At 71.9% G+C, this 26,208-nt stretch carries 24 protein-coding genes; 11 read left to right on the forward strand and 13 right to left on the reverse strand.

Features of this window, described 5'->3' with window-relative positions; translation table 11 throughout:
* Positions 1–46 precede the first annotated feature (46 nt).
* Positions 47–1,243: a glycoside hydrolase family 64 protein gene (locus K7854_RS16445; protein WP_226027256.1), complete on the forward strand. Its 1,197-nt coding sequence runs from the start codon at positions 47–49 to the stop codon at positions 1,241–1,243.
* 63 nt (positions 1,244–1,306) lie between these two features.
* Here K7854_RS16445 and K7854_RS16450 read toward each other — a convergent pair whose 3' ends face one another.
* From K7854_RS16450 to K7854_RS16465, 4 genes are all read right to left on the reverse strand, one after another.
* Positions 1,307–2,746: a GH1 family beta-glucosidase gene (locus tag K7854_RS16450; protein ID WP_226027257.1), complete on the reverse strand. Its 1,440-nt coding sequence runs from the start codon at positions 2,744–2,746 to the stop codon at positions 1,307–1,309.
* 69 nt (positions 2,747–2,815) lie between these two features.
* A complete protein-coding gene (locus tag K7854_RS16455; RefSeq protein WP_226027258.1) occupies positions 2,816–3,739 on the reverse strand; it encodes a carbohydrate ABC transporter permease in 924 nt (307 codons plus the stop codon).
* A gap of 12 nt (positions 3,740–3,751) precedes the next feature.
* Positions 3,752–4,747: a carbohydrate ABC transporter permease gene (locus tag K7854_RS16460; RefSeq protein ID WP_226027259.1), complete on the reverse strand. Its 996-nt coding sequence runs from the start codon at positions 4,745–4,747 to the stop codon at positions 3,752–3,754.
* 104 nt (positions 4,748–4,851) lie between these two features.
* The gene (locus K7854_RS16465; protein WP_226027260.1) at positions 4,852–6,162 is read right to left on the reverse strand and encodes an ABC transporter substrate-binding protein; all 1,311 of its coding nucleotides are present in this window, start codon (positions 6,160–6,162) and stop codon (positions 4,852–4,854) included.
* Positions 6,163–6,498: 336 nt separating this feature from the next.
* Here K7854_RS16465 and K7854_RS16470 point away from each other — a divergent pair, with 336 nt between their 5' ends.
* On the forward strand, positions 6,499–7,512 hold the full coding sequence (locus K7854_RS16470) for a LacI family DNA-binding transcriptional regulator (protein ID WP_226027261.1): 1,014 nt from the start codon (positions 6,499–6,501) through the stop codon (positions 7,510–7,512).
* Between the two features lie 65 nt (positions 7,513–7,577).
* Here the strand turns inward: K7854_RS16470 and K7854_RS16475 are convergent, their stop codons facing one another.
* Positions 7,578–7,973: a YunG family protein gene (locus tag K7854_RS16475; protein ID WP_226027262.1), complete on the reverse strand. Its 396-nt coding sequence runs from the start codon at positions 7,971–7,973 to the stop codon at positions 7,578–7,580.
* Positions 7,974–8,018: 45 nt separating this feature from the next.
* Between K7854_RS16475 and K7854_RS16480 the strand changes: the two genes are divergently transcribed.
* Positions 8,019–8,861, forward strand: a complete 843-nt coding sequence (locus K7854_RS16480) for a class I SAM-dependent methyltransferase (RefSeq protein ID WP_226027263.1) — start codon at positions 8,019–8,021, stop codon at positions 8,859–8,861.
* Between the two features lie 60 nt (positions 8,862–8,921).
* Here K7854_RS16480 and K7854_RS16485 read toward each other — a convergent pair whose 3' ends face one another.
* A complete protein-coding gene (locus tag K7854_RS16485) occupies positions 8,922–9,884 on the reverse strand; it encodes a zinc-binding dehydrogenase (protein ID WP_226027264.1) in 963 nt (320 codons plus the stop codon).
* Between the two features lie 112 nt (positions 9,885–9,996).
* Between K7854_RS16485 and K7854_RS16490 the strand changes: the two genes are divergently transcribed.
* The 3 genes from K7854_RS16490 to K7854_RS16500 all read left to right on the forward strand — a co-directional run bounded on the left by K7854_RS16490 (position 9,997) and on the right by K7854_RS16500 (position 11,909).
* Positions 9,997–10,614, forward strand: a complete 618-nt coding sequence (locus tag K7854_RS16490; protein WP_372481038.1) for a TetR/AcrR family transcriptional regulator — start codon at positions 9,997–9,999, stop codon at positions 10,612–10,614.
* A gap of 65 nt (positions 10,615–10,679) precedes the next feature.
* Entirely contained in the window at positions 10,680–10,883 is a 204-nt protein-coding gene (locus K7854_RS16495; RefSeq protein WP_226027266.1) for a hypothetical protein, read from the forward strand.
* Positions 10,884–11,054: 171 nt separating this feature from the next.
* A complete protein-coding gene (locus tag K7854_RS16500) occupies positions 11,055–11,909 on the forward strand; it encodes a glycerophosphodiester phosphodiesterase (RefSeq protein WP_226027267.1) in 855 nt (284 codons plus the stop codon).
* Here K7854_RS16500 and K7854_RS16505 read toward each other — a convergent pair.
* The 6 genes from K7854_RS16505 to K7854_RS16530 form a co-directional block, all read right to left on the reverse strand.
* Positions 11,896–12,885 carry a formylglycine-generating enzyme family protein gene (locus K7854_RS16505; RefSeq protein WP_226027268.1) on the reverse strand — a complete coding sequence of 330 codons (990 nt, stop codon included), beginning with the start codon at positions 12,883–12,885 and terminating at the stop codon, positions 11,896–11,898. The genes K7854_RS16500 and K7854_RS16505 overlap by 14 nt on opposite strands.
* Positions 12,886–12,917: 32 nt before the next feature.
* Positions 12,918–14,396, reverse strand: a complete 1,479-nt coding sequence (locus tag K7854_RS16510; protein WP_308112540.1) for a sulfatase family protein — start codon at positions 14,394–14,396, stop codon at positions 12,918–12,920.
* An 83-nt stretch (positions 14,397–14,479) separates the two neighbouring features.
* A complete protein-coding gene (locus tag K7854_RS16515) occupies positions 14,480–15,481 on the reverse strand; it encodes an aliphatic sulfonate ABC transporter substrate-binding protein (protein WP_226027270.1) in 1,002 nt (333 codons plus the stop codon).
* Positions 15,482–15,501: 20 nt separating this feature from the next.
* Entirely contained in the window at positions 15,502–16,314 is an 813-nt protein-coding gene (locus tag K7854_RS16520; protein WP_226027271.1) for an ABC transporter ATP-binding protein, read from the reverse strand.
* A complete protein-coding gene (locus K7854_RS16525) occupies positions 16,311–17,192 on the reverse strand; it encodes an ABC transporter permease (protein ID WP_226027272.1) in 882 nt (293 codons plus the stop codon). The genes K7854_RS16520 and K7854_RS16525 overlap by 4 nt, the downstream gene beginning before the upstream one ends.
* Positions 17,179–18,444, reverse strand: a complete 1,266-nt coding sequence (locus K7854_RS16530; RefSeq protein WP_226027273.1) for an ROK family transcriptional regulator — start codon at positions 18,442–18,444, stop codon at positions 17,179–17,181. Before K7854_RS16530 ends, K7854_RS16525 begins: the two co-directional genes overlap by 14 nt.
* Positions 18,445–18,609: 165 nt before the next feature.
* Between K7854_RS16530 and K7854_RS16535 the strand changes: the two genes are divergently transcribed.
* The 4 genes from K7854_RS16535 to K7854_RS16550 all read left to right on the forward strand — a co-directional run bounded on the left by K7854_RS16535 (position 18,610) and on the right by K7854_RS16550 (position 23,807).
* Entirely contained in the window at positions 18,610–19,968 is a 1,359-nt protein-coding gene (locus K7854_RS16535) for a family 43 glycosylhydrolase (protein ID WP_226027274.1), read from the forward strand.
* A 132-nt stretch (positions 19,969–20,100) separates the two neighbouring features.
* Complete coding sequence (locus K7854_RS16540) at positions 20,101–22,263, forward strand: SpoIIE family protein phosphatase (RefSeq protein ID WP_226027275.1); 2,163 nt, start codon at positions 20,101–20,103, stop codon at positions 22,261–22,263.
* Complete coding sequence (locus K7854_RS16545; protein ID WP_226027276.1) at positions 22,260–22,931, forward strand: CBS domain-containing protein; 672 nt, start codon at positions 22,260–22,262, stop codon at positions 22,929–22,931. The genes K7854_RS16540 and K7854_RS16545 overlap by 4 nt, the downstream gene beginning before the upstream one ends.
* Positions 22,932–23,069: 138 nt before the next feature.
* Complete coding sequence (locus tag K7854_RS16550) at positions 23,070–23,807, forward strand: TetR/AcrR family transcriptional regulator (protein WP_226027277.1); 738 nt, start codon at positions 23,070–23,072, stop codon at positions 23,805–23,807.
* A gap of 13 nt (positions 23,808–23,820) precedes the next feature.
* Here the strand turns inward: K7854_RS16550 and K7854_RS16555 are convergent, their stop codons facing one another.
* Positions 23,821–24,768: a LysR family transcriptional regulator gene (locus tag K7854_RS16555; protein WP_226027278.1), complete on the reverse strand. Its 948-nt coding sequence runs from the start codon at positions 24,766–24,768 to the stop codon at positions 23,821–23,823.
* 106 nt (positions 24,769–24,874) lie between these two features.
* On the opposite strand from K7854_RS16555, the gene K7854_RS16560 reads away from it, so the two are divergent.
* Positions 24,875–26,188: an aspartate aminotransferase family protein gene (locus tag K7854_RS16560; RefSeq protein WP_226027279.1), complete on the forward strand. Its 1,314-nt coding sequence runs from the start codon at positions 24,875–24,877 to the stop codon at positions 26,186–26,188.
* Positions 26,189–26,208: the final 20 nt, after the last annotated feature.

Raw genomic sequence — 26,208 nt, forward strand, 5'->3', positions numbered from 1 at the left:
AGAATCGGTACGGACCAATTCCCCCACACCCGCACGGAGGTGGAGAGTGCTCTCCCGACTCAGACTCCGTCTGCTCGCCCTGGCCGCGGCCGCGGGCCTGACCGGTGCCCTGCTCTCGTTCGGCACCGCACCGCCCGCGGACGCCGCGGTGCCCGCGACCATCCCCCTGAAGATCACCAACAACTCCGCCCGCGGCGACGCCGTCCACATCTACAACCTGGGCACCTCGCTGACGACCGGTCAGCAGGGCTGGGCGGACGAGAACGGCACCTTCCACGCCTGGCCCGCCGGCGGCAATCCCCCCACCCCCGCACCGGACGCGTCCATCGCCGGACCGGCCGCCGGGCAGACCAAGACCATCCGGATCCCGAAGCTGTCGGGCCGCATCTACTTCTCCTACGGCCAGAAGCTGGACTTCCGGCTGACCACCGGCGGCCTGGTCCAGCCCGCCGTCCAGAACCCGAGCGACCCCAACCGCAACATCCTCTTCAACTGGTCCGAGTACACGCTCAACGACGGCGGTCTGTGGCTGAACAGCACCCAGGTCGACATGTTCTCCGCGCCCTACACGGTCGGCGTGCAGCGCGCCGACGGCAGCGTGAGCAGCGCCGGCCAGCTCAAGGCCGGTGGCTACCGCGGGGTGTTCGACGCACTGCGGGCCCAGCCGGGCTGGGGCGGACTGATCCAGACCCGCCCCGACGGCACCGTGCTGCGGGCGCTGGCGCCGCTGTACGGGGTGGAGACCGGGGCGCTGCCCGCGTCCGTCATGGACGACTACATCAACCGGGTCTGGCAGAAGTACGCGACGACCACGCTCACCGTCACGCCCTTCGGCGACCGGCCGGACACCAAGTTCTCCGGGCGCGTCTCGGGCAACGTCATGAACTTCACCGACACCTCCGGCGCGGTCGTCACCAGCTTCCAGAAGCCCGACGCCTCCAGCGTCTTCGGCTGCCACCGGCTCCTGGACGCGCCGAACGACCAGGTGCGCGGGCCGATCTCGCGCACCCTGTGCGCCGGCTTCAACCGCTCGACGCTGCTGAGCAACCCCAACCAGCCCGATCCCTCGGCGGCGGACTTCTACCGGGACTCCGTGACCAACCACTACGCCCGGATCATCCACGAGCGCATGGCGGACGGGAAGGCGTACGCGTTCGCCTTCGACGACGTCGGCAACCACGAGTCGCTGGTACACGACGGCAACCCGGCCGAGGCGCGGCTCACGCTCGCCCCGCTCGACTGAACCGGCGGCACCGGACCGCCCCCGTCCCCCGTCGGCGCGGCGGGGGACGGGGGCGGTCCGTGCTCAGGCGCCGGGGAGTACGCCGGTGCGGGCGACCTCGGAGTACCAGCGGGCGCTCGCCTTGGGGATGCGGGTGCCGGTCGGGTAGTCGACGTAGACGGCGCCGAAGCGCTTGCTGTAGCCGTGCGCCCACTCGAAGTTGTCCAGCAGGGACCACAGGAAGTAGCCCCGCACGTCCGCGCCGTCCAGGATGGCCTGGTGGACGGCGGCCAGGTGGTCGCGCACGTAGGCGATCCGGGCCGGGTCCTCGACCCGCCCGGCGGGGTCGGCGTAGTCGTCGAAGGCGGCGCCGTTCTCGGTGATGACCAGCGGCAGCCCCGGGAAGTCGGCGGCCAGCCGGCGCAGCAGGTCGTACAGGCCGCTCGGGTCGACCGCCCAGCCCATGGCGGTGGTGTCGCCGGGCGGCTGGTGGAAGGCGACCCGGTCGGCTCCCGGCCAGGGGCTGTGGGAGCTGTTGCCGTGTCCGTCGGAGGTGTGGGTGCCGCTGCCGTCGGTCTCGGAGACCACGGTGGGCGTGTAGTAGTTCACGCCGAGGAAGTCCAGCGGCTGGTGGGCCCGGCGCAGGTCGCCGTCCTGGACGAAGGACCAGTCGGTCAGCGCGGCGGTGTCCTTCAGCAGGTCCTCCGGGTAGGCGCCGTTCAGCATCGGGCCGGTGAAGACCCGGTTGGCCAGGGCGTCGATCCGGCGCACCGCGTCGGCGTCGCCGTCGCTCGCGGTGAGCGGGCGGACGTGGTGGACGTTGAGGGTGACGGACACCTGGGCGTCCGCACGGATCCGCTCGCGCAGCGCCTGGACGGCCAGGCCGTGCCCCAGGTTGAGGTGGTGGGCGGCGCGCAGGGCGGCGACCGGGTCGGTACGGCCCGGGGCGTGCACACCGGAGCCGTAGCCGAGGAAGGCGCTGCACCAGGGCTCGTTCAGGGTGGTCCAGGTCTTCACCCGGTCGCCGAGCGCGTCGGCGGCCAGGGCCGCGTACTCGGCGAAGCGCTCGGCGGTGGCGCGCTCGGGCCAGCCGCCGGCGTCCTCCAGCTCCTGGGGCAGGTCCCAGTGGTAGAGGGTGGCGACGGGCTGGATGCCCTTGTCCAGCAGCTCGTCCACCAGGCGCCGGTAGAAGTCCAGGCCCTTCTGCACGGCCGGGCCGCGGCCGGTGGGCTGGATCCGGGGCCAGGCGAGGGAGAAGCGGTAGGCGCCCAGGCCGAGTTCGGCCATGAGGGCGACGTCCTCGCTCCGGCGGTGGTAGTGGTCGGTGGCGACGTCACCGGTGTCGCCGTTGCGGACCCGGCCGGGGGTGCGGGCGTAGGTGTCCCAGATGGACGGCGTGCGGCCGTCCTCCGCCGCGGCCCCCTCGATCTGGTAGGAGGCGGTCGCCGAGCCCCAGAGGAAGCCCTTGGGGAAGGTGCGGGCGGCGTCCGGGGCGGGGGCGGTCTGGTGTGCTCGGGTGACCACGTAAGTCCTTTCGGGTGGGGGTGCTCGGGGCGGCTGGGCGACGGTGCGGCGGGACGACGGGGCGGCGGGTCAGCCCTTGACGGCGCCCGCCATGATGCCGCTGACGATCTGCCGGCCGAAGACGACGAACATCGCCAGCAGCGGCAGCGTGCCGAGCAGCGCGCCGGCCATGATGAGCGACTGGTCGCGGACGTAGCCCGCGCTGAGCTGGGTGAGCGCGACGGGAACCGTCGGGTTGGTCATGTCGAGGACCACGAACGGCCAGAAGAAGTCGTTCCAGGCGTGCACGAACGTGATCATGAACAGGACGGCCATGGCCGGCCGCGCGATGGGCAGCACGATGCTCCAGAAGATCCTGAGCGAGTGCGCGCCGTCCACCCGTCCGGCCTCGACGAGTTCGTCCGGCAGTGCCTCCGTCAGGTACTGCCGCATGAAGAACACGCCGACCGCGCTCACCAGCGTCGGGAAGATGACGGCGGGCAGCTGCTGCGACCAGCCGAGGTCCGCCATCATCATGAACAGCGGTACGACGGCGAGCTGGGGCGGCACCATCATGGTGCCGATCACCAGCATGAGCAGGGCGTTGCGGCCCTTGAACCGCAGCTTGGCGAAGGCGAACCCGGCGAGGGTGGCGAACAGCACCGTGGACAGGGCGATCACCCCGGCCACGATCAGGCTGTTGATCATGGCCTTGCCCATCGCCGCCTCGTCCCAGGCCCGGGCGAGGTTGCTGAACAGGTTCGGGCCGGGCAGGAACGGCGGCGGCGTCTGGCTGACCCGGGTGTTGTCGGTGGACGCGGCCACCATCGTCCAGTACAGCGGGAAGATGGACAGGATCGCCATGATGGCGAGCAGTACGTAGGCGAGCGGGCCGGCGTGGTGCTGGCGGCCGGCGCGCTGGCGCAGCAGCCGGCGGCCGCCGCGGCCGCCGGCCTTCACGGCGGGGGTCCGGGCCGGGGCGTCGGTCCGGGCCGGGAGACTTTGGGTGGTCATGACGACTCCAGGTCAGGACGTGCGGGAGCGCAGGCGTTTGACGACGCGCTGCACGACGAAGACGAGGACCAGCAGCATGAACATCGCCCAGGCGACGGTCGCGGAGCGGCCCATCTGGTAGTTCTTCCAGCCCTCCTCGTACAGCAGCAGGCCCAGCGTCTGGTACTGGTTGTCCGCGCCACCGGTGACCCCGTTGGGTCCCTGGCCGAAGATCAGCGGCTCGCCGAAGAGCTGGGTGGCGCCGATCGTGGAGAGCACGATGGTGAAGACGATGGTGGAGCGGATGCCGGGGACGGTGACGTGGATGAACTGCTGCCAGCGGGAGGCGCCGTCGAGGGAGGCCGCCTCGTACCGGTCGGCGGGGATGGCCTGCATCGCGGCCAGGTAGAGCAGCGCGTTGTAGCCGGTCCAGCGCCAGATGACGATGGTGGAGATCGCGACCTGGGCGGGCCACTTGTCGGCCTCCCAGTCCACCGGGTCGATCCCGACCGAGCCGAGCGCCCAGTTGATCATGCCGAAGTCGCGCTCGAAGATCATGGTGAAGACGAGGGCGGCCGCGGCGACCGAGGTGGCGTAGGGGACCAGGGAGGCGACCCGGAAGAACAGCGAGGCGCGCATCCGGTAGTTGAGCAGGTGGGCCATGCCGAGCGCCATCATCAGCTGCGGCACCGTGGAGATGACGCCGATGGTGATGGTGTTCTGCAGCGCGTTCCAGAACCGGGAGTCGCCCCACAGCTCGACGTAGTTGTCGAACGCCACCCACTCCATGACATCGAGGGTGGCCAGCTCCACGTCGTGCAGGGAGATCCACGAGGTGTAGATCAGGGGGTAGAAGCTGAACGCGGCGAAGACGATGAAGAACGGCGCGACGAACGCGTACGGGGCGCCCTTGATGTCGAGCCGGTGCCAGAGCGCGCCGCGCCGCCGGGCGGTGCTCTCGCCGCCCGTCCGGGGGGTTGGACGCGGAGGCTCGTCCCCGGTCAGGGCCTTGGTGGTGGAGGTGGCCACCGGACTTCCTTCCTGAGAGCGGATGTGTGGGCCTGGCGCCGGGCCCGCCGGCCAGGACCTGTTCCTGGACGCGGGCGGGCCCGGTCGGCCTCGGGGGCGGAGAGTCAGCCGACCGCCTTCTCGATGCGCTCCCCGGTGGTGCTCCACGCCTCGTCACGCGTGGCGTCGCCCTGCTCGATCAGGGCCAGGCCCTGGGAGAAGGTGTCCTTGATCGTGCCGTCCTTGCGGCCGAGAACCTGCTTGTCCGGGATCTCCTGGGCGGCGGCGCCGAAGATCTGGCCGATCGGGGCGCCGCTGAAGTACTCGCTCTTGGCGTTCTTCACGTCGGGGCTGTCCAGCGCCGTGCGGGAGGAGGGGATGTTGCCGATCTCCTTGAAGATGTGGGCCTGCTGCTCGGGCGCGGTCAGCCACGCGACCAGCTTCTTGGCCTCCTCCTTCACCGGGCTCTGCTCGACCACGCCGAGGAAGGAGCCGCCCCAGTTGGCGCCCTTGGGGGCCTTGGCCACGTCCCACTTGCCCTTGTTGGCGTCACCGGCCTTCTCGCTGATGTGGCTGAGCATCCACGCCGGGCAGACCGCGGTGGCGAAGGTGCCGTTGGCCAGACCCGGGTCCCAGCCGGGCTGGAACTGGCGGAGCTTGGCGGTCAGCCCGTCCTCGGCCGCGTCGGCGGAGAGGTTCCACGCCTCCTTGACGGCGGGGTTGGTGTCGTAGATCAGCTCGCCGCTCTCGTCGTAGTACTGCTGGGGGTAGCCGTAGACCATGGCGTTGAACAGGCCGCTGGCCGCGTCCATGTAGGCCACGTCGCCGCCCTTGAAGCCCTTCTTGAAGTCCCGGCCGACCTCGACGTACTTCTTCCAGTCGCCCGCCCACAGCTTGGCGACCTCTTCGCGGTCGGTGGGCAGGCCGGCCTTCTCGAAGTAGTCCTTGCGGTAGCAGACGGCCATCGGGCCGATGTCGGTGCCCAGGCCCAGCACCTTGCCGTCCTTGGTACTGATCTGGGACTCCTTCCAGGGCAGGAAGTGGTCGGTGCCCGGCACGTCGGAGAAGTCCGCGAACTTGTCCGCCTGGGTCTCGGTGATCTCCTTGGCCCGGCCGATCTCGATGCCCTGGATGTCCTTCAGGCCCTTGCCCGCGGCGAGCCTGGTCTGCAGGGCCGTGTAGTACGTCTGCTCGTCACCGGCGATCTCGGCCTTGATGTCGACATTGGGGTTCTCCTTCTCGTACTGCTCGAGAAGGCCGGTCTCCTTGATGCCCATCACCCCGTACATGCCCATGGTGATGGTGACCTTGCCGTCCTTCTTGCCACCGCCGGTGGCCGAGTCGTCGCTGCCGCCGCAGCCGACGACCAGCGCCAGCGCGCCGACGGCGGCGGCCGTCGCCATCGCCCTTCTGCGCAATGAACCGAGAGTGCCCATGGATCTCCTCCTAGCGACGGCGCTGACACATCGGAGTGACGAGTTCTGCGATGACTACTGCGATGGCTACAGCGGCTACAGCGATGAAAGACAGCGGCTCGAACATGAGTTGGGAACGTTCCCAATTCGGTGGGCACGTTCCCACCGGCGCATCGAAGACTCGTGGGAACGGGACCGGTCTGTCAATAACTTGAAAGCAACTTGTCGCGGCCGTCCGTGCCCCGCGTTCGCCCCGCGCAGCCCCGGGGGTGCTCCGCCGGCTCCGGTGTCTGCAAGAATTGCCGCAGGTCACCTCCGCGGTAGGCACCGCCGCCGCGGCCGCCGAGGGGGGAGTACATGACCGGCAACCGCCGTCCAACGATCAAAACGGTCGCCGCCCGCGCCGGCGTGGGCCGCACCACGGTCTCCCGGGTCGTCAACGGCTCGGAGCTGGTCAGCGCCGATGCCCGGGAGAGGGTGCTTGCGGCGATCAAAGAACTGAACTACGTTCCCAACTCGGTCGCCCGCGGACTGGTCACCAACCGTACCAACGCCGTGGCCCTGGTGATCCCGGAGTCGGAGAGCCGGCTCGGCTCGGAGCCGTTCTTCGCCGCGCTGATCCGCGGGGTCAGCGGCGCCCTGGCCGAAAGCCGTACCCAGTTGCAGCTGATGCTCGTCCGCGACCAGGCCGAGCGGGACCAGTTGACCGAGTCGGTCGCGACCCGGCGGGTGGACGGCGTGCTGCTGGTCTCCGTGCACTCCGAGGACCGGCTGCCGGGCATGCTGGAGGAGATGGGCCTGCCCACGGTGCTGGCCGGCCGCCGCGACGCGGGCGAGCGGCTGAGCTACGTCAACTCCGACAACGCGGGCGGGGCCGCGGCCGCGGTGCGGCACCTGCTGGGCGGCGGACGGCGCCGGGTCGCCACCATCACCGGGCCGCTGGACATGGACGTCGGCCGCAGCAGGCTCGCCGGATGGCACGCCGCGCACCGGGAGGCCGGAGTGCCCGCGAGCGAACTGCTCGTCGAGGCGGGCGACTTCACCGAGGAGGGCGGCGCGAACGCCATGCGTTTGCTTCTTGAACGCGCCCCCGATCTGGACGCCGTCTTCGCCGCCTCCGACCTCATGGCGGTCGGTGCCCTGGCCGAACTGCGCCGGCAGAAGCGGCAGGTGCCCAAGGACGTCGCCGTCGTCGGTTTCGAGGACTCGGTCCTCGCCCGCCACACCGACCCGCCGCTGACGACGGTGCGTCAGCCGGTGGAGGAGCTGGGCCGGACCATGGCCCGCATCCTCACCGGCATCACCCAGCACGGAGCGCCCCGGCAGCAGCTCACGCTGCCGACGGAGCTGGTGGTGCGCCAGTCGTCGTAGGCCGCGGGCCCCTCACCACCGGGCGCGCGCTGGGGCGTCCGGCCGCCGCAGCGCCGGTCCGTCGGTCACGGGGCGGCCCGCTGCTGCTCCAGCCGCTCCAGGACACGCCGGCGCAGCAGTTCGTACTCCGCACGCAGTCGGCGTATCTCGGGCGGCCGGGGGACGACGGTGCCGCCGACGACCGTCTCGTGCGGACCGAACTGCTCCCGGGTGAGGTCGATCTCCAGGCCCATGCCCAGCCGGTTCCACCAGTGGTAGTCGACCCGCTCGCCGTCGACGTGCACCTCTGCGCGGATCAGTTCGCCCCCCAGCAGGTCGTTGAGCACCATGGCGGTCACGCCGCACTGGTCCCGGGCGGGATTGTCCTCGGTCCACTGCGCCCGGAACTCGGGTGTTGCGGTCTCGGCACTCCAACTGCTGCGGACGGCGTGCTCGACGTCGGCGAGAATCAAGGGTTTCATGCCGTCCATTGTGTCGGCGGGCACTGACAGGGGGTGGCGTGCGGCATGGAGATCGGCCGGGAATGGGACGAGACGCTGTTCTCCGGTACCGCGGCCTTCTACCGGCGGGGCCGGCTCCCGTACGCGCCTGGCCTGGCGGACCTGCTCGCCGGGGTGCTGGACCTGGACGGGCGGGGCCGGCTGCTCGACCTGGGGTGCGGGCCGGGGACGGTCGCCCTGCCGCTGGCCGGCCTCTTCGACGAGGTGGTCGGGGTGGATCCGGACGCGGGGATGCTCGCGGAGGCCGCCCGGGGCGCCGCCGAGCTGGACGTGCCGGGCAGGGTGCGGTGGGTGCGGGCCCGGGCGGAGGAACTCCCGGCGGGGCTCGGTGACTTCACGGTCGCAACGCTCGCCCAGTCGTTCCACTGGATGGACCGCGAGCTGGTGGCCGCGACCGTGCGGGGCATGCTGCGGCCGGGCGGCGCGCTGGTGCACATCTCGGACCTCAAGGGAGAGAAGCGGAGCGTCGACGGGCTGCCGCACCCGCCGGTGCCCCGGGCGGCGATCGACGGGCTCGTCCGGCGGTATCCGGGACCGGTCCGCCGGGCGGGCCGGGGGCTGCTGCCGCGCGGGACGCCCTCGGGTGAGCACGCGGTACTGGCCCGGGCCGGGTTCGCCGGCCCGTACCGCCACGTCGTGCCCGGCGGGCAGGCGATGGTACGCACGTGGGACGACGTCGTCGCCGGGGTGTTCTCCATGTCGTTCTCGGCCCCGCACCTGTTCGGCGACCGGCTCGCCGGCTTCGAGGCGGATCTCCGCAGGCTGCTGCGGGATGCCTCGCCGCCGGGCGTCTTCTCCGGGCGCCGGCCGGGCACCGAGGTGTTCGTCTGGCCCCGCGGAGCGGACTGAGCCAGTGGCCGGGCGCCGCTCGGGACGGCTGTGGCCGCCGGATGCCGCACGGGCCGGGGCCTACGGGGTCAGCACGATGCGTCCGAAGACCTCGCCCGCGTCCATCTTCCGGTGCGCCGAGGCCGCCTGGTCCAAGGTCAGCACCTCGTGGACGACGGTTTCGAACTCTCCCCGGCCCGCGGCGGCGAACTGCTCGGCCCGCACGGCTCGCAGGTCGGCTTCCGGGACGGTGGCGGCGCTGAAGGTGGCGAACGACATCGACTTCTGGAAGGACGCCATCAGCCGCGTGCCGAAGTCCGCGGGCGGCTGCCCCGCCACGGCGCCGACGACCACCATCCTGCCGTTCGGCGCGAGCCTGCTGAAGAAGGAGGGCAGCTCGGCTCCCGCGACGATGTCCACGATGACGTCGAAGTCCCCGGGGGCGTCCGGGCCGCCCTCGCCGGAGCGGTCCAGGACGTGGGTCGCGCCGAGCGCGCGCAGCCGCTCGCCACGCGCTGGCGAAGAGGTCGTGACCGCCACCGCCCCGGCACCGCCACGCGCCGCGAGCTGGACCGCCATGATGCCGATGCTGCCGGCCGCGCCCCGCACCAGCACGTTCTCCCCGGCGGCGAAGTGCGCGTGGGCGAGTGCGAAGTGCGCCACCACTCCGGCGCTGCCGAGCGTCACCGCGTTCACCGCGGACAACCCGGCGGGGAGCGGGAGGATGTCGTGGACCGGGGCGGTCGCCTGCTCGGCGCAGCCTCCGCCCACCCCGGTCTGCGCCCATACGCGCCGGCCGGTCCAGGAGGCGTCGACGCCCTCGCCGACCGCGGTCACGGTGCCCGCCACCTCGCCGCCGGGGACATGGCCCTCCTGGAATCCGTAGGAGGCGAGCGCACCGCTGCGAATGGCGACGTCGGCGCCGCTGACCCCGATCGCCTCCGTCGCGACCAGCACCTGTCCCGCGGCGGGCACGGGGACCGGCAGGTCGACGACCTCCAGCCCCTCGGGCCCGCCGAACGTCCGGATCACCACTGCCTTCATCTGCCGCTCCTCGCTCGCCCAAGCCGTGCCGCCGTGTTCGCCCCGGCGATCCGGGGCCGACCTCCTGGGACGCTAACGGACGCCCCCGTCCGCTTCGCCTAAAGTGAGAGTGGTGACCGGTCATCTGTCTCACACCCTGCGCGCCGACGCCCAGGACAACCGCGAGCGCATCCTCGACGCGGCCCGCGCGCTGTTCGCCGCCGAGGGGCTGCGGGTCCCGATGCGGGAGGTCGCCCGGAGGGCCGGCGTCGGGCCCGCCACGCTCTACCGGCGTTTCCCGACCAAACAGGAGCTGGTCACCGAGGCCTTCAGGGACCAGTTGCGCGCCTGCCGGACGATCGTGGACGAGGGACTGGCCCACCCCGATCCCTGGGCCGGCTTCTGCCTCGTCGTCGAGAAGACCTGTGAGCTGCACGCGCGGCACCTGGGTTTCACCGAGGCGTTCATGGCGGCCTATCCGGACGCGATGGACTTCGCCGCCGCCCGCGCGTACTCGCTGAAGGCCGTGGGTGAGCTGGCCCGCCGGGCCAAGGGAGCCGACGGTCTGCGCCCCGACTTCGTCCTGGACGACCTGATTCTCATGATCATGGCCAACCGGGGCATCCACGCCCTGTCGACGGCCGCCCGTGTGGCGGCCTCCCGGCGCTTCGCGGCGCTGGTGATCCAGGCGTTCCGGGCCTCCCCCGAGCATGCTCCGCTGCCGCCGGTACCACGGTTGGCGTCCTTGTGAACCCGACTGGCCCAGTCCGGCCGCGGCGGGCGTTTCCGCCCCGGCCTCCGTTCGTTGGGACGGACATGATCAAGAAGCTCGCCTGTGTCTCCGTCATGGCCACCGCTCTGCTGGTCTCCGCTCCCGTCGCCGATGCGGCCCCCGAGCCCGGTCCGTCCGCCGGTGTTCCGGGCGGTCCGCTGCTGAACGGTCTCCTCGGATCGCTGGAGGTGGGGCATCCGGCCACCTCTCCGCAGTCGCTGCTCCCCCAGGGCCTCCTCGGCAGGTGAAACACCCGGGGCGCAAGGGGGCGGTTGCGCGCAATCGCCCCCTTGCGCCTGCGATGACCGGTTCGGCGTCCCGCTCCACCGGCGCCTCCCGGTCCCGCCAGACCGCGGCAGGCTTCCCGTAACCGCGGTCCGGAAGCCTCCAGGAAGTCATTCGAAACGCGGGAGGCTCCAGTGAAGTTTGCGAGCAAGAGGCGTGCCGGTGTGGTCGTGGCCGTGCTCAGCGGTCTGGCCCTGGCCGCGACCTCGACCACCGCCCACGCCGCGACCGGCCCCGACGTCATCGCCCACCGCGGCTCCTCGGGCATGGCACCCGAGAACACCGCCGCCGCCATCGACCTCGCCGTCCGCCAACGCGCCGACCACGTCGAGATCGACGTCCAACGCACCAAGGACGGCAAGCTCGTCAACTTCCACGACTGCACCATGGAACGCACCACCGACATCGAAGACCTCTACCCCGACCGTCCCGGCTACCGCGTCTCCGACTTCACCTGGAACGAACTGCGCCGCCTCGACGCCGGAAGCTGGTTCCACGACGACTACGCCGGCGAGCGGATCATCTCCGTCGACGACGTCATCCGCCGCATCCAGCACACCCGCACCGGGCTCCTCGCCGAGATCAGCCCGTGCAGCCAGTACGGCACCACCGTGGCCACCGACCTCGCGGACACCCTGCGCGGCAAGCCCGGTTATGTCCGCACGGCCCTCGCCCGGAAGCAACTGGCCGTGCAGTCGTTCCAGACCGACGACGCCCGTACCTTCCACACCGCCCAGCCCGACATCCCCATCGGCATCCTCGACGCCGACCGCCCCACCGACGCCGAACTCGTCGGACTCAGCCGGTGGGCCGACCAGATCAACCCCCAGCACACCGTCACCGACCAGCCCCTCGTCGACCGCGTCCACCAGCTCGGCATGGACATCAACGTCTGGACCGTCGACGAACCCGGCGCCATCCGCACCATGGCCGGCCTCGGCGTCGACGGCATCATCACCGACTACCCCCAGACCCTCACCCAGCGCTGAACCCGGCGCTGAACCCGGTGGTGTCCCCGTCGTTGGCGCAGCGGAAGCCGAGGTTGCCCGACGAGGAGTCCGGGGTGTTGGAGGAGCGGGCGGCGACCCGGTAGCGGTTGCAGTAGGAGTCGTGGCACAGGTAGGAGCCGCCGCGCAGGACCCGCGCCGTCCCGGTCTCGGGGCCGTGCGGGTCGACGGCCGGTGAGACGGCGTAGTAGGAGGCCGAGAACCAGTCGGAGCACCATTCCCACACGTTGCCCGCGGTGTTCCACAGACCGTGGCCGTTGGGCCGGTAGGACTTGACCGGTGCGGTGGTGAGGTGGCCGTCCTCGGCCGTGTTGACGTGGGGGAAGCGGCCCTGCCAGATGTTGCAGCGCCACCGGCCGTGCGGGGTCAGCTCGTCGCCCCAGGGGTAGCGGCGGCCCGCCAGTCCCCCGCGGGCGGCGTACTCCCACTCGGCCTCGGTGGGCAGCCGCTTGCCGGCCCACCGCGCGTAGGCGGTGGCGTCGTTCCAGGAGACGTGGACGACGGGGTGGTTCTGCCGTCCGGTGATGTCGGAGCGGGCGCCCTCGGGGCGGCGCCAGTGGGCGCCCCGTACGTTGATCCACCAGGGAGCGCCGGCCGCGTTGCCGAGGACGTCGGCGTCCGGGGCGGCGACCACCAGGTGGAAGACCGCCGAGGAACCGAAGCGTTCGGCGTCGGTCACGTGGCCGGTCGCCTTGACGAAGGCGGCGAACTGGGCGTTCGTGACCGCGGTCGCGTCGATGTGGAAGGGGCTCAGACGCACCGTGTGCACGGGTGTCTCGCCGTCGGCCGGATACCCCTCCCCGAAGGCGTCCCCCATGGCGAACCCACCGCCCGGCAGGCGCACCTGACCGCGCGTCGAGCGCGGGCGGGCGGCGGCCCCCCGCTCCGCGGGGGACGGGGCGGCCACGGTGACGGGGGCGGTCGCGGGGGCGCAGCACGGGCGGTGGGTGCTGGTCATCGTTCCTCGAATCGTTCGCGCGGCGGGGCCCGCTACGCCTTGTACGTGGACTCGTCGAGTCCGCTCAGGGTCGGGTCGTGTCCCACCTCGCCGACGTCGTACATCGACGTCATCCAGTGGTAGAAGTTGTCCCCGCGCTCGCGCAGGACGTCGTAGAGCCGGCGCATCATGCGGCCGCGGACCTCCGCCCGCTCCGGATGCGCGTAGACGTTCTGCAGTTCGTCCGGGTCGGTGTGCAGGTCGTACAGCTCGTTGACGGAGTCGGGGTTGACGACGAGTTTGTAGCGGTCCTCGCGCAGCATGCGCTGCGGGTAGGGGAAGTGGTGGCCGTGGAACTCGCAGACGATGTCCTCGTCCCACTGGACCGACTCGCCCCGCACGAGGGGCAGCAGGCTGCGCGAGTCGACGGCGGGTTTGGGGTCCAGGCCCGCCAGTTCGAGGATGGTGGCGGTGCAGTCGAGGAGGCTGACGAACTCGTCGCGCACCTGGCCGCCGGGCGCTCCCGGGACCCGGAGCAGACCGGGGGTGCGGTAGATGTCCTCGTACATCGCGGGGCCCTTGTCGTGCAGCCGGTGCGAGCCGGTGAACTCCCCGTGGTCGCAGGTGAAGAACACCGCCGTGTCGTCCGCGAGGCCGAGCCGCTCCATGGCCGCCGTCACCCGGCCGATCTGCGCGTCGATGAGGGCGACGTAGCCCCAGTAGACGGCGATGAGCTTGCGGGTGGTCTCGATGGGCATGGTGTCGAAGGTCCAGTGCGCGCTGTAGTTGCGCTGGACCGGCGGTTTGCCCTCGAAGGTCTCGGACACCGACCGCGGCAGCTCCACGTCCGCGGGGTCGACCAGGTCGAAGTACTCGTCCGGGAGGATGTACGGCAGGTGCGGTCCGAAGAAGTGCAGGGCCAGGAAGAAGGGCCGGCCGTGCTCGTGGGCGTCGGCGGCGTACCGCTCCAGCTGCTCGATGGCGCGGGTGGCCAGGTAGTACTCGAAGGTGGCCTCGACCGGCTGGTGCAGCCGGGCGGCCAGCAGGTTGCCGGGGCCGCCGTTGGGCAGGGTGCCGCGCACGCGGTCGCTGATCTCGTACGGGGGGAGTCCGCGTTCGGCGAGGTAGGCGAGGTAGTCGGGGTGGTCGACGGGGTTGTGCCAGCCGGGCAGCTGGGGTCCGTCGAAGCCGTAGTCGGCCGCGGTGCGCCGGTTGCCGGCGTGCCACTTGCCGAACAGCCCGCAGTTGTAGCCGTGTTCGCGCAGGGCCCGGGAGAACGCGAACTGGTCCTCGGCCAGGTCTTCGAGGTAGCCGACGTTGCGTTCGTGGTTGGCGAGGAGCTTGTGCCGGAAGGGTGCCTGGCCGGTCAGGAGGCTGGCGCGGGCCGGGGTGCAGATGGCGGTGGGGGTGTACCAGCGGTCGAAGCGGGTTCCCGTGGCGGCCAGTTCGTCGAGTGCCGGGGTGTGTGCCAGCGGATTGCCGTAGGCGCCGAGGGTGTCCGTGCGGTGCTGGTCGGTCATGAGGAAGAGGATGTTCTTCCGGGACGCGCCGGACCGGGTGCCGGGGCCGGTGCCGGTGCCGGTGCCGGTGCCGGTGCCGGGCTGGCTCGCTTGCGTCACTTGCCCGCTCCCGTGAAGAGGTCGCCGGTGTAGTAGGTCTTGGGGTCGACGGGCTTGTCGAGTTTGCCCGCGTCGACGAAGTAGTCGTTCATCCCCTTGAGCCATTTGACGACGGTGCCGTCCTCGGTCAGCTTGTCGAGTTCCCCGACGCCGAGCACCTTGTTGTTGGCGGCGTCCGCCTTCACCTGGTCGACGGGGATCTTCAGCTTGTCGGCGGTCAGCTCGATCGCCTCGCCGGGGTGCTCGGAGCGGAACGCCATGGCCTCGCGCAGCACGGCGAGGACCTTCTTGGTCTTCTCCGGCTGGTCGGCCACCACCTTGTTGCCCGCGACGAACGCGGTGGGGAAGGAGACGTCCTGCTCGAAGTCGGTGTTCTTGGCGAGTTCGACCAGGCCGGGAACCTGTTTCTTGATCGTCGCCGCGGCCGGGTACCAGAAGCCGGCGCCGTCGACCTGCCGGGAGGAGAAGGCGGAGACGATGGTGGACGGGTCCATGGGGACCACCTTGAGGTCGTCCTTGGTCATCCCGGCCTTCTCCAGGGCGAGGGTGAGGATCATGTCGCCGGAGGTGCCCTCGGGCACGGCGACGGTCTTGCCCTTGAGCTGCTGCATCGAGGTGATGCCCGGCTGGGCGAGGACCCGGTCGGAGTTGCCGAGGGTGTTGATGGCGACGACCTTGGCCTGGCCGGAGGCGGGAAGCCACATCGCGCCGGGGCCTATGTAGCCGAAGTCGAGGTTGTCCGTGCCCAGCGCCTGGATCTGGAGCGGCCCGTTGGTGAAGACCTTGGCGTCGGCCGACAGCCCGTGCTTCTTCCACAGGCCCTTGGCCTCGGCGATGGCGATCAGGCTGGCGCCGTTGAAGTCGTTGATGTAGCCGAAGCGCACCTTGTCCGACGAACCGCCGGAGGACGAGCCGCCGCCGCACGCGGCGAGCAGCGCCATGGCGGCCACGCCGGCGAGGGTGGTGGTGAGCCTTGTGCGGGTGAGGACGGGTGACATGGCGGAGAGCACCTTCCGGGTCATGAGGTCGGGGAGTGGGAACCGGAAAGGGCGGCGGTGCGGCCTTCCTGGTGGTAGACGGAGTGCCACACGCGGTTGCGCAGCGCGGCGAACTCGGGGCTGAGCCGGAAGGCCTCGTCGCGCTCGATGGCGGGGTCGACATCGACCACGTCGTAGACGCGCCCGGGGCGGGCGGCCATCACGACGACCCGGTTGGCCAGGAAGACGGCCTCGTCGACGTCGTGGGTGATGAACAGGACCGTGCGCTTGTCCTGGCTCCAGGTCTTCAGCAGTTGCTCCTGGAGCTTGACGCGGGTGAGCGCGTCGAGGGCGCCGAAGGGTTCGTCCATCAGCAGGATGGAGGGGTCGACGGCGTAGGCGCGGGCGATGGCGCAGCGCTGGCGCATGCCTCCGGAGAGGGTCTTGGGGAGCGCGTCGGCGAATCGCTCCAGGCCGACCAGTTCGATGAAGTGCTCGGCCCGGGCCCGGCGTTCGGCTTTCGGCACGCCCGCGGTACGCAGGCCGAACTCGACGTTCTGACGCACGGTCAGCCAGGGGAAGAGGGCGTACTGCTGGAAGATGACGCCGCGCTCGGGTCCGGGCCCCGAGACGGGTGCCCCGTCCACCAGGGCACGGCCGGAGGTGGGTGTCTCCAGCCCGGCGAGGATGTTCATCAGGGTGCTCTTGCCGCAGCCCGAAGGGCCGACGACAGTGACGAACTCGTGGTCGGCGATGTCGAGGCTGACGTCGTCGAGTGCGGTGAAGGTGTCCCGGCCCAGCGAGAAGGTCTTGGTGACGTGCTGGACGGAGATCTTGGCGGGTGTGCTGGTCATCGGCGTTCCTGCCATCGGGTGAGCCGGCGTTCGGCGAGGAGGAGGACGCGGTCCATGAGGAGACCGAGGATTCCGATCGAGATGAGCCCGACGAAGATGGTCGGGAGGTCGTAGTACAGCTGGGCGTTCTGCATGCGGTAGCCGAGGCCCTCCTGGGCGGCGATCAGCTCCGCGGCGACCAGGGTGGCCCAGGCCGAGCCGAGGCCGACCCGCATGCCGACGAGGATGAAGGGGGTGGAGGCCGGCACCACCACGCGGGCGAAGATCGTGGCGTCGCGCGCGCCCAGCACCCGGGCGGCGTTGATCAGGGTGCGGTCGACGTTCACCACGCCCTGGAAGGTGGAGATCACGCAGGCCAGGAACGCGGCGAGGAAGATGACGAAGATCTTCGGGGTCTCGTCGATGCCCATGGCGACCACGGCCAGCGGGATGATCGCCAGCGGCGGGATGGTGCGGAAGAACTGGATCCAGGGTTCGATCAGTCCGCGCAGGATGCCGTACCAGCCCATCAGGAAGCCCACCGGGACGGCCACGGCCGTGCCGAGCGCGAAGCCGATGAGGACCCGGGTCAGGCTGGCCAGGGCGTCGTCGGCGAGCGTCCCGTCGCTGATCAGGGTGGCGGCGCGGTCGACGACCTCCGGCGGGGTCGGCAGCTTGAAGCCCGCCGACGCGAAGGCCCACCAGATGGCGATGCCGAGCGCGACGGACACGGCGTTCAGGGCGAGGGGCAGTCCGCGCCGGCCCGGACGGGAGTGCTGCGACGGGGACTTGGCGGTGCCCGGCGCACTGTCGTTCCCGTCGGTCGCGGGCGGGGACTCGGGACCCTTCTCGGGCCGCGGATGCCGCTGGTCGGCGCTCCGCTTGTCAAGGACGGACATGGGCGGCTCCTTCGGTGGCGGAGTCGGGTGCATCGGAACGGCCCTTCACGTCGGCGGTTTCGGGATACCTCGCCAGCAGGGGTGAGCTGTGGAAGACCGCGGCCAGCGCGCCGATGGCGCCGTCGTCGTCGGAGAGCCGGGCGGCGGCGACGAGGGGACCGGCCGACGCGGTCGGGAAGATCTCGGCGGCGAGGGTGGCGGCGACCTGTTCCACGAGGACCGGCGCCAGCCGGGTGATCTCGCCGCCGATGACCACCTTCGCCGGGTTCAGCATCATGGTCGCGGCACCCACCACGCGTCCCAGGGCGCCCGCGGCCTCCCGCAGCACCCGGTCCACTACGGGGTGGGCTCGGCGCACGGCGTCCGCGAGGTCGTCCAGGTTCTCCAGGCGCAGGCCGAACTCCCAGCAGGCGGCGAGGATTCCGGGCACCGAGGCCACGGTCTCCAGACAGCCCCGCTTGCCGCAGCGGCAGGGCCGGCCCGCCGGTTCGACGGTCACGTGCCCCAGTTCGCCGGCCAGCCCGGAGGAGCCCGTCACCAGCTGGCCGCCGACGACGAGACCGCCGCCGACGCCGTCCGACAGCCGCACGTAGACCAGGTCGGCGACGCTGTCGGCGCCGCTGATGGCCTCCGCGAGGGCGGCGAGGCGGGTGTTGTTGTCGACGATCACCGGGGCGTCGAAACGTTCGGCGAAGGCCACGTCGACGCCTTCGGGTGCGGGGCGGAGCACGGTGGTCCCCGCGGTGGCGCGGGGCCAGGCCGCCCCCTCCGGAGCGGGGTAGGGACCGGGGACGCCGATGCCGATGCCCTGCAGGGCCCCGTAGTGGACGCCCGCCTCGCCGCTCAGCCGGTCGACCAGTTCCAGGGCGAGTGCGGTGCGGGTCCCCCAGGTCGCGGTGTCCTCGTAGCGGACCGCGCCGGAGACCATGATCTCGTGCGCGGCGTCGGCGACGACGACGTGGACCCGCCGGTGTCCGAAGTCGACGCCCATGAACTGCGCCGACGCCGGGTCCAGCGCCAGCCGTTCGGCCGGTCGTCCACTGCCCTCGCGGCGGGAGGCGTCGGTGTCCACGACGACGATGGCGCCTCGCTGCAGGAGGTGGCCGGTGATCTCGGAGAGGGTGGTGCGGGACAGGCCCACGACCCGGGCGATCTCGCCCCGGCTCATGGCGCCGTTCTCCTGCAGCGCACGCATGACGCGCTCTTCGTGGGTCCGCCTGACCAGTGCGTGCACTCCGCTGGGCATCTGCATGCCGGTCAACGTAGGGAGGCTCGATTATTCCGTCAACACTCCGACAGAAAGATGCAATGAAGCGTTCACAATGCCCGGTGGACCGGGTCAAGGCGGGGTCGGCCGGCGTGGATTATTCGTCCGGCCTGTTGACGTAAATGTGCGGGCGTTCGCATGCTGTGCGCCATGACCGATGCCGAGTACGGACTGCACCGACGATCCCTGCTGGCCGGCGCCGCCGGTGTGGGGGCTGCCTTCACCCTGCCCGCGGGCGCCGCGCAGGCGGCTCCCGCGTCGGCCCCCGCATCCCCGCCTTCGGCCGGGGCGTCGCACCGGTACCCGCGCAACTGGCCCGACCCCGAGCCGTACGGCGCCGCGGACGCCCGGGCCGACCTGTGGCCGCGCGAGGACAACTCGTTCGTCCTCCCGCTGGAGCTGCGCCCCCGTGACGAGGAGCGCGGCACGGTCTGGATGCGCGACACCTACGTCAACTGCTTCGTCGTCGACGGCCGCCCCCTGTACGTCGCCACCGGTACGACCCGGGTGCCGGGACTCGACGTCGCCGGTCCCTGGAACGACGGCATCTTCGTGTGGCTGGCCCCCTCCCTCAAGGGCCCGTGGCGGCTGGCGGACACGACCGGCATCCGGCCCGGGGCGGAGCGCGGCAAGGTGTGGTCACCGGAGTTCGCCGGGGAGAACCGGCCCGGCCGCACCGTCGTCGCGCCCTGGCAGGAGTACTGGTACGACGAGCAGTTCGGCAAGCGGGGCCAGGCCTGGGCGCCGGAGCTGCACTACTTCCGCGGCACCTGGTACCTCGTGGCGTGCATGGGCGACCACTCCCGCAAGGTCGGTTCCTTCATGCTGGTGAGCGAGGGCGGCGTCGAGGGGCCGTACCGGCTGATCGAGGGGAACCTGGACAAGCCCTTCGGCGACTCGTTCATCGGGGGGCCGAAGTTCATCGAGCCCGGCGCCTACCACCACATCGACGGCGGCCTGTTCTCCGAGGGCGACGACGCCTGGCTCGTGCTCCACAACGACCTGTACGCGAAGTTCCGGGACGACATGGAGGACATCGTCACGACCACGGACCTGCCCCGGTTCCAGCAGACCCCGTACTCCCCCGAGCCGTACCTGGAGGGCGCCTACGTGTTCAAGTACCGGGGCAAGTACCACCTCGTGCACGCCGCCTGGGACCGCACCTCCGTCAACGCCGACGGCACCGTCCGCCAGGCCTACGACGTGCCCGCCGCGGGACGGGTGCAGTACCAGTACGACGCGGTCGTGGCCGTGGCCGACCGGTTCGAGGGTCCGTACTCGAAGCGGTACACCGCGGGAGTCGGCGCCGGTCACAACAACTTCTTCGTCGATCACCGGGGCGGCCTGTGGGCGACGTACTTCCTGAACCCGGCCGCCGGCTACTGGTCCGGCGCCTCGCGCGTCGCCCGGGCCGCGGTGCCCGGTGTCGTACGGCTCGAGTGGACCGGCCCGGCGGACGGCCGGCTGTACGTCGAGCGCAGGCCCGAGGGGCGCGGCGACCGGTCCTGAGCAGCGGCGGAACCGTACCGCCGCTCCCTCGCATGCCGTGGCGGCGGTACGGGCGTAGTGTCCAGATATGGGTGGTGTTCGGGGTGGCCGGCGTCGGGCAGCCCGGCCGGCGCGGACGCGGGCGGACCGCTGATGGACTCCGCGATGACGGCCGTGGTGCGGGCGAGCGGTGCGTTCGGAGGGATCCTGTACGTACTGCCACCGGGGGAGAACGCCGTGTGGCAGGTCCTGGTCACGGGGGTCCCGCAGGAGATGGCCGCGCCGTGGCGGCGGGTCGGGCTGAAGGACCCGATGCCCGTGGCGGACGCGGTCCGCGAGCACCGGCTGGTGTGGGCGGGCGGCCGCGAGGAGATGGCCCGCGAGTATCCGCGGCTGGCACTCGTCCTGCCGTACGACTTCGGGCTGGCCGCCGCACCGCTCGTCTCGGGCACCGCCGTCCGGGGCGGTCTGGTGCTGCTGTGGCCCGCGAACCACCCGTCGCGGCTGAGCGCCGGTGAGCAGGAGGTCATCCGGGCGGGCTGCCGCCGCCTGGGCGACAGCCTGCAGCGGGCGCTCGACCGGGGCGAACCGCTGCCGCCCCCGGACCGCCCCCGGACCCTGCCGCCGGCGGCACCGCGCACCCCCTCCCCCGCCGAGGCGACCGCCCTGTCCGCCTTCGTGGACCGCCTGCCCGGCGGCTCGTGCGCGCTGGACCTGGAGGGGCGCCTCACCTTCGTCACCCCGGGGGCGGCCGAGCTGCTCGGCGTCGACCGGTCCCTGCTGGTGGGTGCCCTGCCGTGGGAGGCGCTGCCCTGGATGGACGTGCCGCACGTCGAGGACCGCTACCGCGCCGCGCTGGTCAGCCGGAGTCCGCAGGCCTTCACCGTGCTGCGCCCGCCGGGGACGTGGCTGTCCTTCGAGCTGTACCCGGACGCCACCGGGCTGAGCGTGCGCATCACCCGCACCAGCCCGGAGGCGGACGCTCCCCCGTCCGGATCGGTGCAGACCTCGGGCCCCAGCCGTGCCACGGTGCTCTACCACCTGATGCACCTGGCCTCCACCCTGACCGAGGCGGTCAGCGTGCAGGACGTGGTCCAGCAGACCGCCGACCAGCTGATGCCGGCGCTCGGGGCGCAGGCCATGGTGGTGATGGCCCCGGCGGACGGCCGTCTGAAGATCGTCGGCCAGCGCGGCTACCACCCGCAGCTGCTGAGGCGCTTCGACGGCACGCCCCTCACCTCGGCCCTCCCCGGTGTCGACGTCATGGCCACGGGCGTGCCGGGATTCTGGACCACCTTCGAGGAACTCCACGCGGCCTACCCCGCCATGAGGCACGAGGACGGGATGGCCGCATGGGCGCTGCTGCCGCTGATCGCCTCCGGCCGCCCCATCGGCTCGCTCCTGCTCTCCTACCGGCGGCCCCACGTCTTCCCGCCGGGCGAACGGGCCGCCCTCACCTCGCTGGCCGGCCTGGTCGGGCAGGCCCTGGACCGGGCCCGGCTCTACGACGCCAAGCACCACCTCGCCCACCGTCTGCAGTCCGCCCTGCTGCCCCACACCCTCCCCGAGGTGCCCGGTCTGAACGTCGCCGCCCGCTACCTGCCGGCCGCCCGGGGACTGGGCATCGGCGGCGACTTCTACGACGTCATCCGCCTCGACGCGCACACCGCCGGCGTCACCATCGGCGATGTGCAGGGACACAACGTGGACGCCGCGGCGCTCATGGGGCAGGTCCGCACCGCCGTGCACGCCAACGCCACCGTGGGGGCGCCGCCCGACGACGTCCTGGCCCGCACCAACCGGCTGCTCACCGACCTGGACCCCGGTCTGTTCACCAGCTGCGCCTACGTCCACCTCGACCTCGCCACGCACCGCGCCTGCGTGGCGCTGGCCGGACATCCGCCTCCCCTGCTGCGCCACGCGGACGGGCAGGTCCAGCCCCTGCACGTGCCGCCTGGTCTGCTGCTGGGCATCGAGCGGGACGCCCGGTATCCCGCGCTGGAGTTCCCGTTGCCGCCCGGCAGTGTGCTCGCCCTCTACACCGACGGACTCGTCGAGGCGCCCGGGGTCGACCTGGACGACGCGATCGCGGCCCTCGCCGGGCTCCTCGAACACGGCGACCCCGGCGACCTGGACGCCATGGCGGACACCCTCATCCGGCACGCGCCCACCCCGGGCGACGACATCGCGCTGGTCCTCGTCGGTCCGCCCGCGGGGACGGCGGGGCACTCCAGGGGCCACTCGATCGTTTTCCCTGGCAAGAAGGACGACCGCCGGTCGACACGGGCCGGCAGCGGAGGAGAAGACCCTTCATGAAACACCAGAGGGTGCGCGATCTGATGAGCGACGCCGTGGTCCGCGTGCAGTGGGGCACACCGTTCAAGGAGATCGCCCACCTGCTGCTGGAGTACGACATCACGGCGGTGCCGGTGGTCGACGGGGAGAACCGCCCGGTGGGGGTGGTGTCGGAGGCCGACCTGCTGCAGAAGATGTGGGGCGGGGAGCCCGACGGCTCCCCCGAGCACGCCGGGTGGTCCCGGGCCTCGGCCGCCAAGGCGGGTGCCACGGACGCGGCCGGGCTCATGACCTCGCCCGCTCTGTGCGCACGGGAGGGCTGGAGCGTCGTGGACGCCGCCCGGGTGATGGCCCGGCACCGCATCAAACGGCTCCTGGTGGTGGACGAGGACGGGCGGCTGGCCGGGGTCGTCAGCCGCAGCGACCTGCTGCGGGTCTTCCTGCGCACGGACCGCGCCATCCGCACCGAGATCATCGAAGAGGCCCTGGTCAAGGCGCTCGGCCTGGCTCCCTCCTCGGTGCAGGTGGATGTGACGCACGGTCATGTCGTGCTCAGCGGCCGGCTCCCGGCCCATGTGTCGGCGCCGCTGCTGGAGGAGCACTGCCGGAGCGTGGACGGCGTCGTCGCCGTGGAGTTCCGGCCGGCCGGCGAGGCCGACGCCGAGGATCCCGCGGCCGTCGGTTCCTGAGCCGTCCGCTCCGCACCCGTCCGCTTCTGCCCGCCGGTCCGGGCGCAGGCGGCCGGGTCGTCCTGACGGGGTGAGATCCGCCTAACAGTGTTCGGATTCTTGATGTCCCGTCAGGCTCTGCCGCCCTAGGCTCGCCGCATGCCCGCAACCCGACACACCACCACGGCTCCGGTCCCGCTCCGCGAGCGACGCCGGGCGGCCGCCGCCCAGGAGATACTCGACGCCGCCGAGCGGCAGATCGGCGAACAGGGGCCCGCCGCCCTGTCGCTGCGCGCGGTCGCCCGCAGTCTCGGCATGACCGTGCAGGCCCTTTACCACTACTTCCCGAACCGCGACGCCCTCGTCACCGCCCTCATCGCCAAGGCGTACGGCGAGCTGTCCGACGCGTTGCAGGCCGCCGCCGACGCCGAGCGCGCGGCCCCCTCGTCCGCGCCGCGTCTGGTCGCGGTGGCCGAGGCCTACCGGGACTGGGGCGTCGCGCGTCCGGAGCACTTCCAGCTCCTCTACGGGACGCCGCTGCGGTACTACGCGGCGCCCGCCGAGGGCCCGACCACACAGGCGGTCCGCCGGATGGGCGCGGTCTTCCAGCGGGAGCTGTTCGCCGGCTTCTCCCCGGCGCAGCTCGCGGCGGCCGACGTCCCCCCGCTCTCGCCCCCGTACCGGGAGCATCTGGAGCAGCTCCCCCTGCACGCCCAGGGCGATCTGCCGCCCGCCGCGGTCGCCCTGTTCCTGAGCGCGTGGGGGCATGTGCACGGGCTGGTCGTCCTGGAGGTGTTCGGGCACACCGCGTACCTCGGTGCCCATCAGGCGGAGGTGTTCCGCACATCGGTGCGGATGATGCTGGAGGACGTCCACCGCAGGATCCCCGCGGCCTGACCGGAGGCGGTTGTCAGGTGTGCCGGTCGCCGTCCCGGCCCTCTCGGGAGGGATCCGGGGCGGACAGGGCCTCGATCTCGGGGTGGTCGCGCAGGGCGGCGATCACCGCGTTCACCGCGGCGCGCTGCGGGGCACCGCGCCGCACCACGACGGCGACGTTGCGGTGCACCGGAGGGCTCAGCCGCCGGGTGACGACGGCGTGGTCCGAGGTGACCGCGAGGGCGGGCAGCAGCGCGATCGAACCGGTCGTCTCGACATGCCGCAGCAGCATGAGGTAGTTGCTGAACCGGCAGGCCACCCGGGGTTCGAAGCCCGCCTCGCGGCAGAGCCGGACGGTCAGGTCCGCCATGTACGACTGCGGCCGGTCGCAGGCCCAGGTCTCCTCCTTGCACGCCGCGAGGCTCACCGCGGTGCGCGCGGCCAGCGGATGGCCGTGCGGCAGCACCAGCAGGACCGGGTCGCTGCCGAGCGACATGACGTCGAGGTCCGCGCCCCACGTCAGGCCGGAGTAGTCGGTGGTGGTGACGATGACGTCCGCCTCGCCCGAGCGCAGGGCGGGGCCGCTCTCGTGCGGCTCCATCTCCACCAGCTCCAGGTCCAGGTGCGGGTGGGTGGCGGCCAGCCGGTTCGCCGCCGGGACGGCGAGGCTGTAGATGGCGCTCTGGAACACGGCGAGCCGCACGGTCCCGATGGGCTCCTCGTTCAGGGCGCGCAGTTCGGCCTCGACGTCGGCCATCCGGTCCAGGATCTCCCGGCCCCGGCGGGCCAGCAGGAGTCCGGCCGGGGTCAGCCGCACCCGCCGTCCGGTCCGCTCGATCAGCCGGCACCGGGTCTCGGTCTCCAGCACCGCCAGCTGCTGGGAGACCGTCGAGGCGCTCAGGTGCAGGGTGTCGGCGACCGCACGGACGGTACCGAGGGTGTCGAGCTGGCTGAGCAGGTGCAGCCGTCCGGAGTTGAGCACACGGCGATGGTACGGCGCACATCCGTCTTCTGTACGATTCTGGCGTACAGGGGCGTCGAATCTGTGCGATGGACACGCGCAGCGGCCCGTCCCTACCGTCGTTCGCATGCCTTCCGAGACTTCGAGCGCCGACCCCGGGCGCCACCTGATCCGCTACTCCGGCCACGCGCCCTTCTCGCCGGAGGTCGTCGTGCGCGCCGCGGGCACCTGTGTGTTCACGGAGAGCGGCCGTGAGCTGCTGGACTTCACGTCCGGTCAGATGAGTGCCATCCTCGGGCACTCTCATCCGGCGATCGTCTCGACGGTGCGCGAGCAGGTGGCGCACCTCGACCACCTCCACAGCGGCATGCTCAGCCGCCCGGTCGTCGAGCTGGCCCGGCGGCTCGCCGGGACGCTGCCCGAGCCGCTGGAGAAGGCGCTGCTGCTGACCACCGGGGCGGAGGCGAACGAGGCCGCGGTACGGATGGCGAAGCTCGTCACCGGCCGCCACGAGATCGTCTCCTTCGCCCGGTCCTGGCACGGCATGACCCAGGCCGCCGCGAACGCCACCTACAGCGCCGGGCGCAAGGGCTACGGCCCCGCCGCGCCGGGCAACTTCGCGCTGCCCGTACCGGACCGCTACCGCCCCTCCGTCGTGGGCGCGGACGGCGAACTGGACTGGCGCCGCCAGCTGGACCTGGGCTTCGAGATGATCGACGCCCAGTCGGTCGGCAGTCTGGCCGCCTGCCTGGTCGAGCCGATCCTGTCCTCCGGCGGCGTCGTCGAGCTGCCGCCCGGCTATCTCGCCGCCCTGAAGGAGAAGTGCCGCGAGCGCGGCATGCTGCTGATCCTGGACGAGGCCCAGACGGGACTGTGCCGGACCGGCGACTGGTACGCCTTCGAGCACGAGGGCGTCGTCCCGGACATCCTCGTGCTGTCCAAGACGCTGGGCGCCGGGCTGCCGCTGGCCGCGGTGCTGACCAGCCCGGAGATCGAGCGGCGGGCACACGAGCGGGGATTCCTGTTCTTCACCACGCACGTCAACGACCCACTGCCCGCGGCGGTGGGCAACACCGTCCTCGACGTCCTGGTCCGCGACCGGCTCGACGAGCGCGCCCGCACGCTGGGCGGCGCGCTGCGCGCGGGCCTCGACAAGCTCGCCACCCGCCACGAGGTGGTGGGCGACGTCCGCGGCCGGGGGCTGCTGCTGGGCATGGAGCTGGTCGGGGACGAGGTGCTGGGCGAGGGCGGTGCCGACCGGCTCGGCGCCGCCGTCACCCGGCGCTGCTACGAGCTGGGGCTGCACATGAACATCGTCCAGCTCCCGGGGATGGGCGGGATCTTCCGCATCGCGCCCCCGCTGACCGCGAGCGACGAGGAGATCGCCCGCGGCGTGGCCGTCCTCGACCAGGCACTCGGCGACGCCGCCGGGGACCTGTAGCGCGAAGGCCCCGGTGGCCT

The organism is Streptomyces hyderabadensis, assembly GCF_020404845.1.
Taxonomy (GTDB): Bacteria; Actinomycetota; Actinomycetes; order Streptomycetales; family Streptomycetaceae; genus Streptomyces; species Streptomyces hyderabadensis.

Bases quoted from the DNA above. Each gene is read 5' to 3' on its own strand.
- K7854_RS16455 (WP_226027258.1), bottom strand. From the start codon at position 3,739: ATGACCACCCAAAGTCTCCCGGCCCGGACCGACGCCCCGGCCCGGACC.
- K7854_RS16465 (WP_226027260.1), bottom strand. From the start codon at position 6,162: ATGGGCACTCTCGGTTCATTGCGCAGAAGGGCGATGGCGACGGCCGCC.
- K7854_RS16470 (WP_226027261.1), top strand. From the start codon at position 6,499: ATGACCGGCAACCGCCGTCCAACGATCAAAACGGTCGCCGCCCGCGCC.
- K7854_RS16475 (WP_226027262.1), bottom strand. From the start codon at position 7,973: ATGAAACCCTTGATTCTCGCCGACGTCGAGCACGCCGTCCGCAGCAGT.
- K7854_RS16480 (WP_226027263.1), top strand. From the start codon at position 8,019: ATGGAGATCGGCCGGGAATGGGACGAGACGCTGTTCTCCGGTACCGCG.
- K7854_RS16485 (WP_226027264.1), bottom strand. From the start codon at position 9,884: ATGAAGGCAGTGGTGATCCGGACGTTCGGCGGGCCCGAGGGGCTGGAG.
- K7854_RS16495 (WP_226027266.1), top strand. From the start codon at position 10,680: ATGATCAAGAAGCTCGCCTGTGTCTCCGTCATGGCCACCGCTCTGCTG.
- K7854_RS16505 (WP_226027268.1), bottom strand. From the start codon at position 12,885: ATGACCAGCACCCACCGCCCGTGCTGCGCCCCCGCGACCGCCCCCGTC.
- K7854_RS16515 (WP_226027270.1), bottom strand. From the start codon at position 15,481: ATGTCACCCGTCCTCACCCGCACAAGGCTCACCACCACCCTCGCCGGC.
- K7854_RS16520 (WP_226027271.1), bottom strand. From the start codon at position 16,314: ATGACCAGCACACCCGCCAAGATCTCCGTCCAGCACGTCACCAAGACC.
- K7854_RS16525 (WP_226027272.1), bottom strand. From the start codon at position 17,192: ATGTCCGTCCTTGACAAGCGGAGCGCCGACCAGCGGCATCCGCGGCCC.
- K7854_RS16530 (WP_226027273.1), bottom strand. From the start codon at position 18,444: ATGCAGATGCCCAGCGGAGTGCACGCACTGGTCAGGCGGACCCACGAA.
- K7854_RS16535 (WP_226027274.1), top strand. From the start codon at position 18,610: ATGACCGATGCCGAGTACGGACTGCACCGACGATCCCTGCTGGCCGGC.
- K7854_RS16540 (WP_226027275.1), top strand. From the start codon at position 20,101: ATGGACTCCGCGATGACGGCCGTGGTGCGGGCGAGCGGTGCGTTCGGA.
- K7854_RS16545 (WP_226027276.1), top strand. From the start codon at position 22,260: ATGAAACACCAGAGGGTGCGCGATCTGATGAGCGACGCCGTGGTCCGC.
- K7854_RS16550 (WP_226027277.1), top strand. From the start codon at position 23,070: ATGCCCGCAACCCGACACACCACCACGGCTCCGGTCCCGCTCCGCGAG.
- K7854_RS16560 (WP_226027279.1), top strand. From the start codon at position 24,875: ATGCCTTCCGAGACTTCGAGCGCCGACCCCGGGCGCCACCTGATCCGC.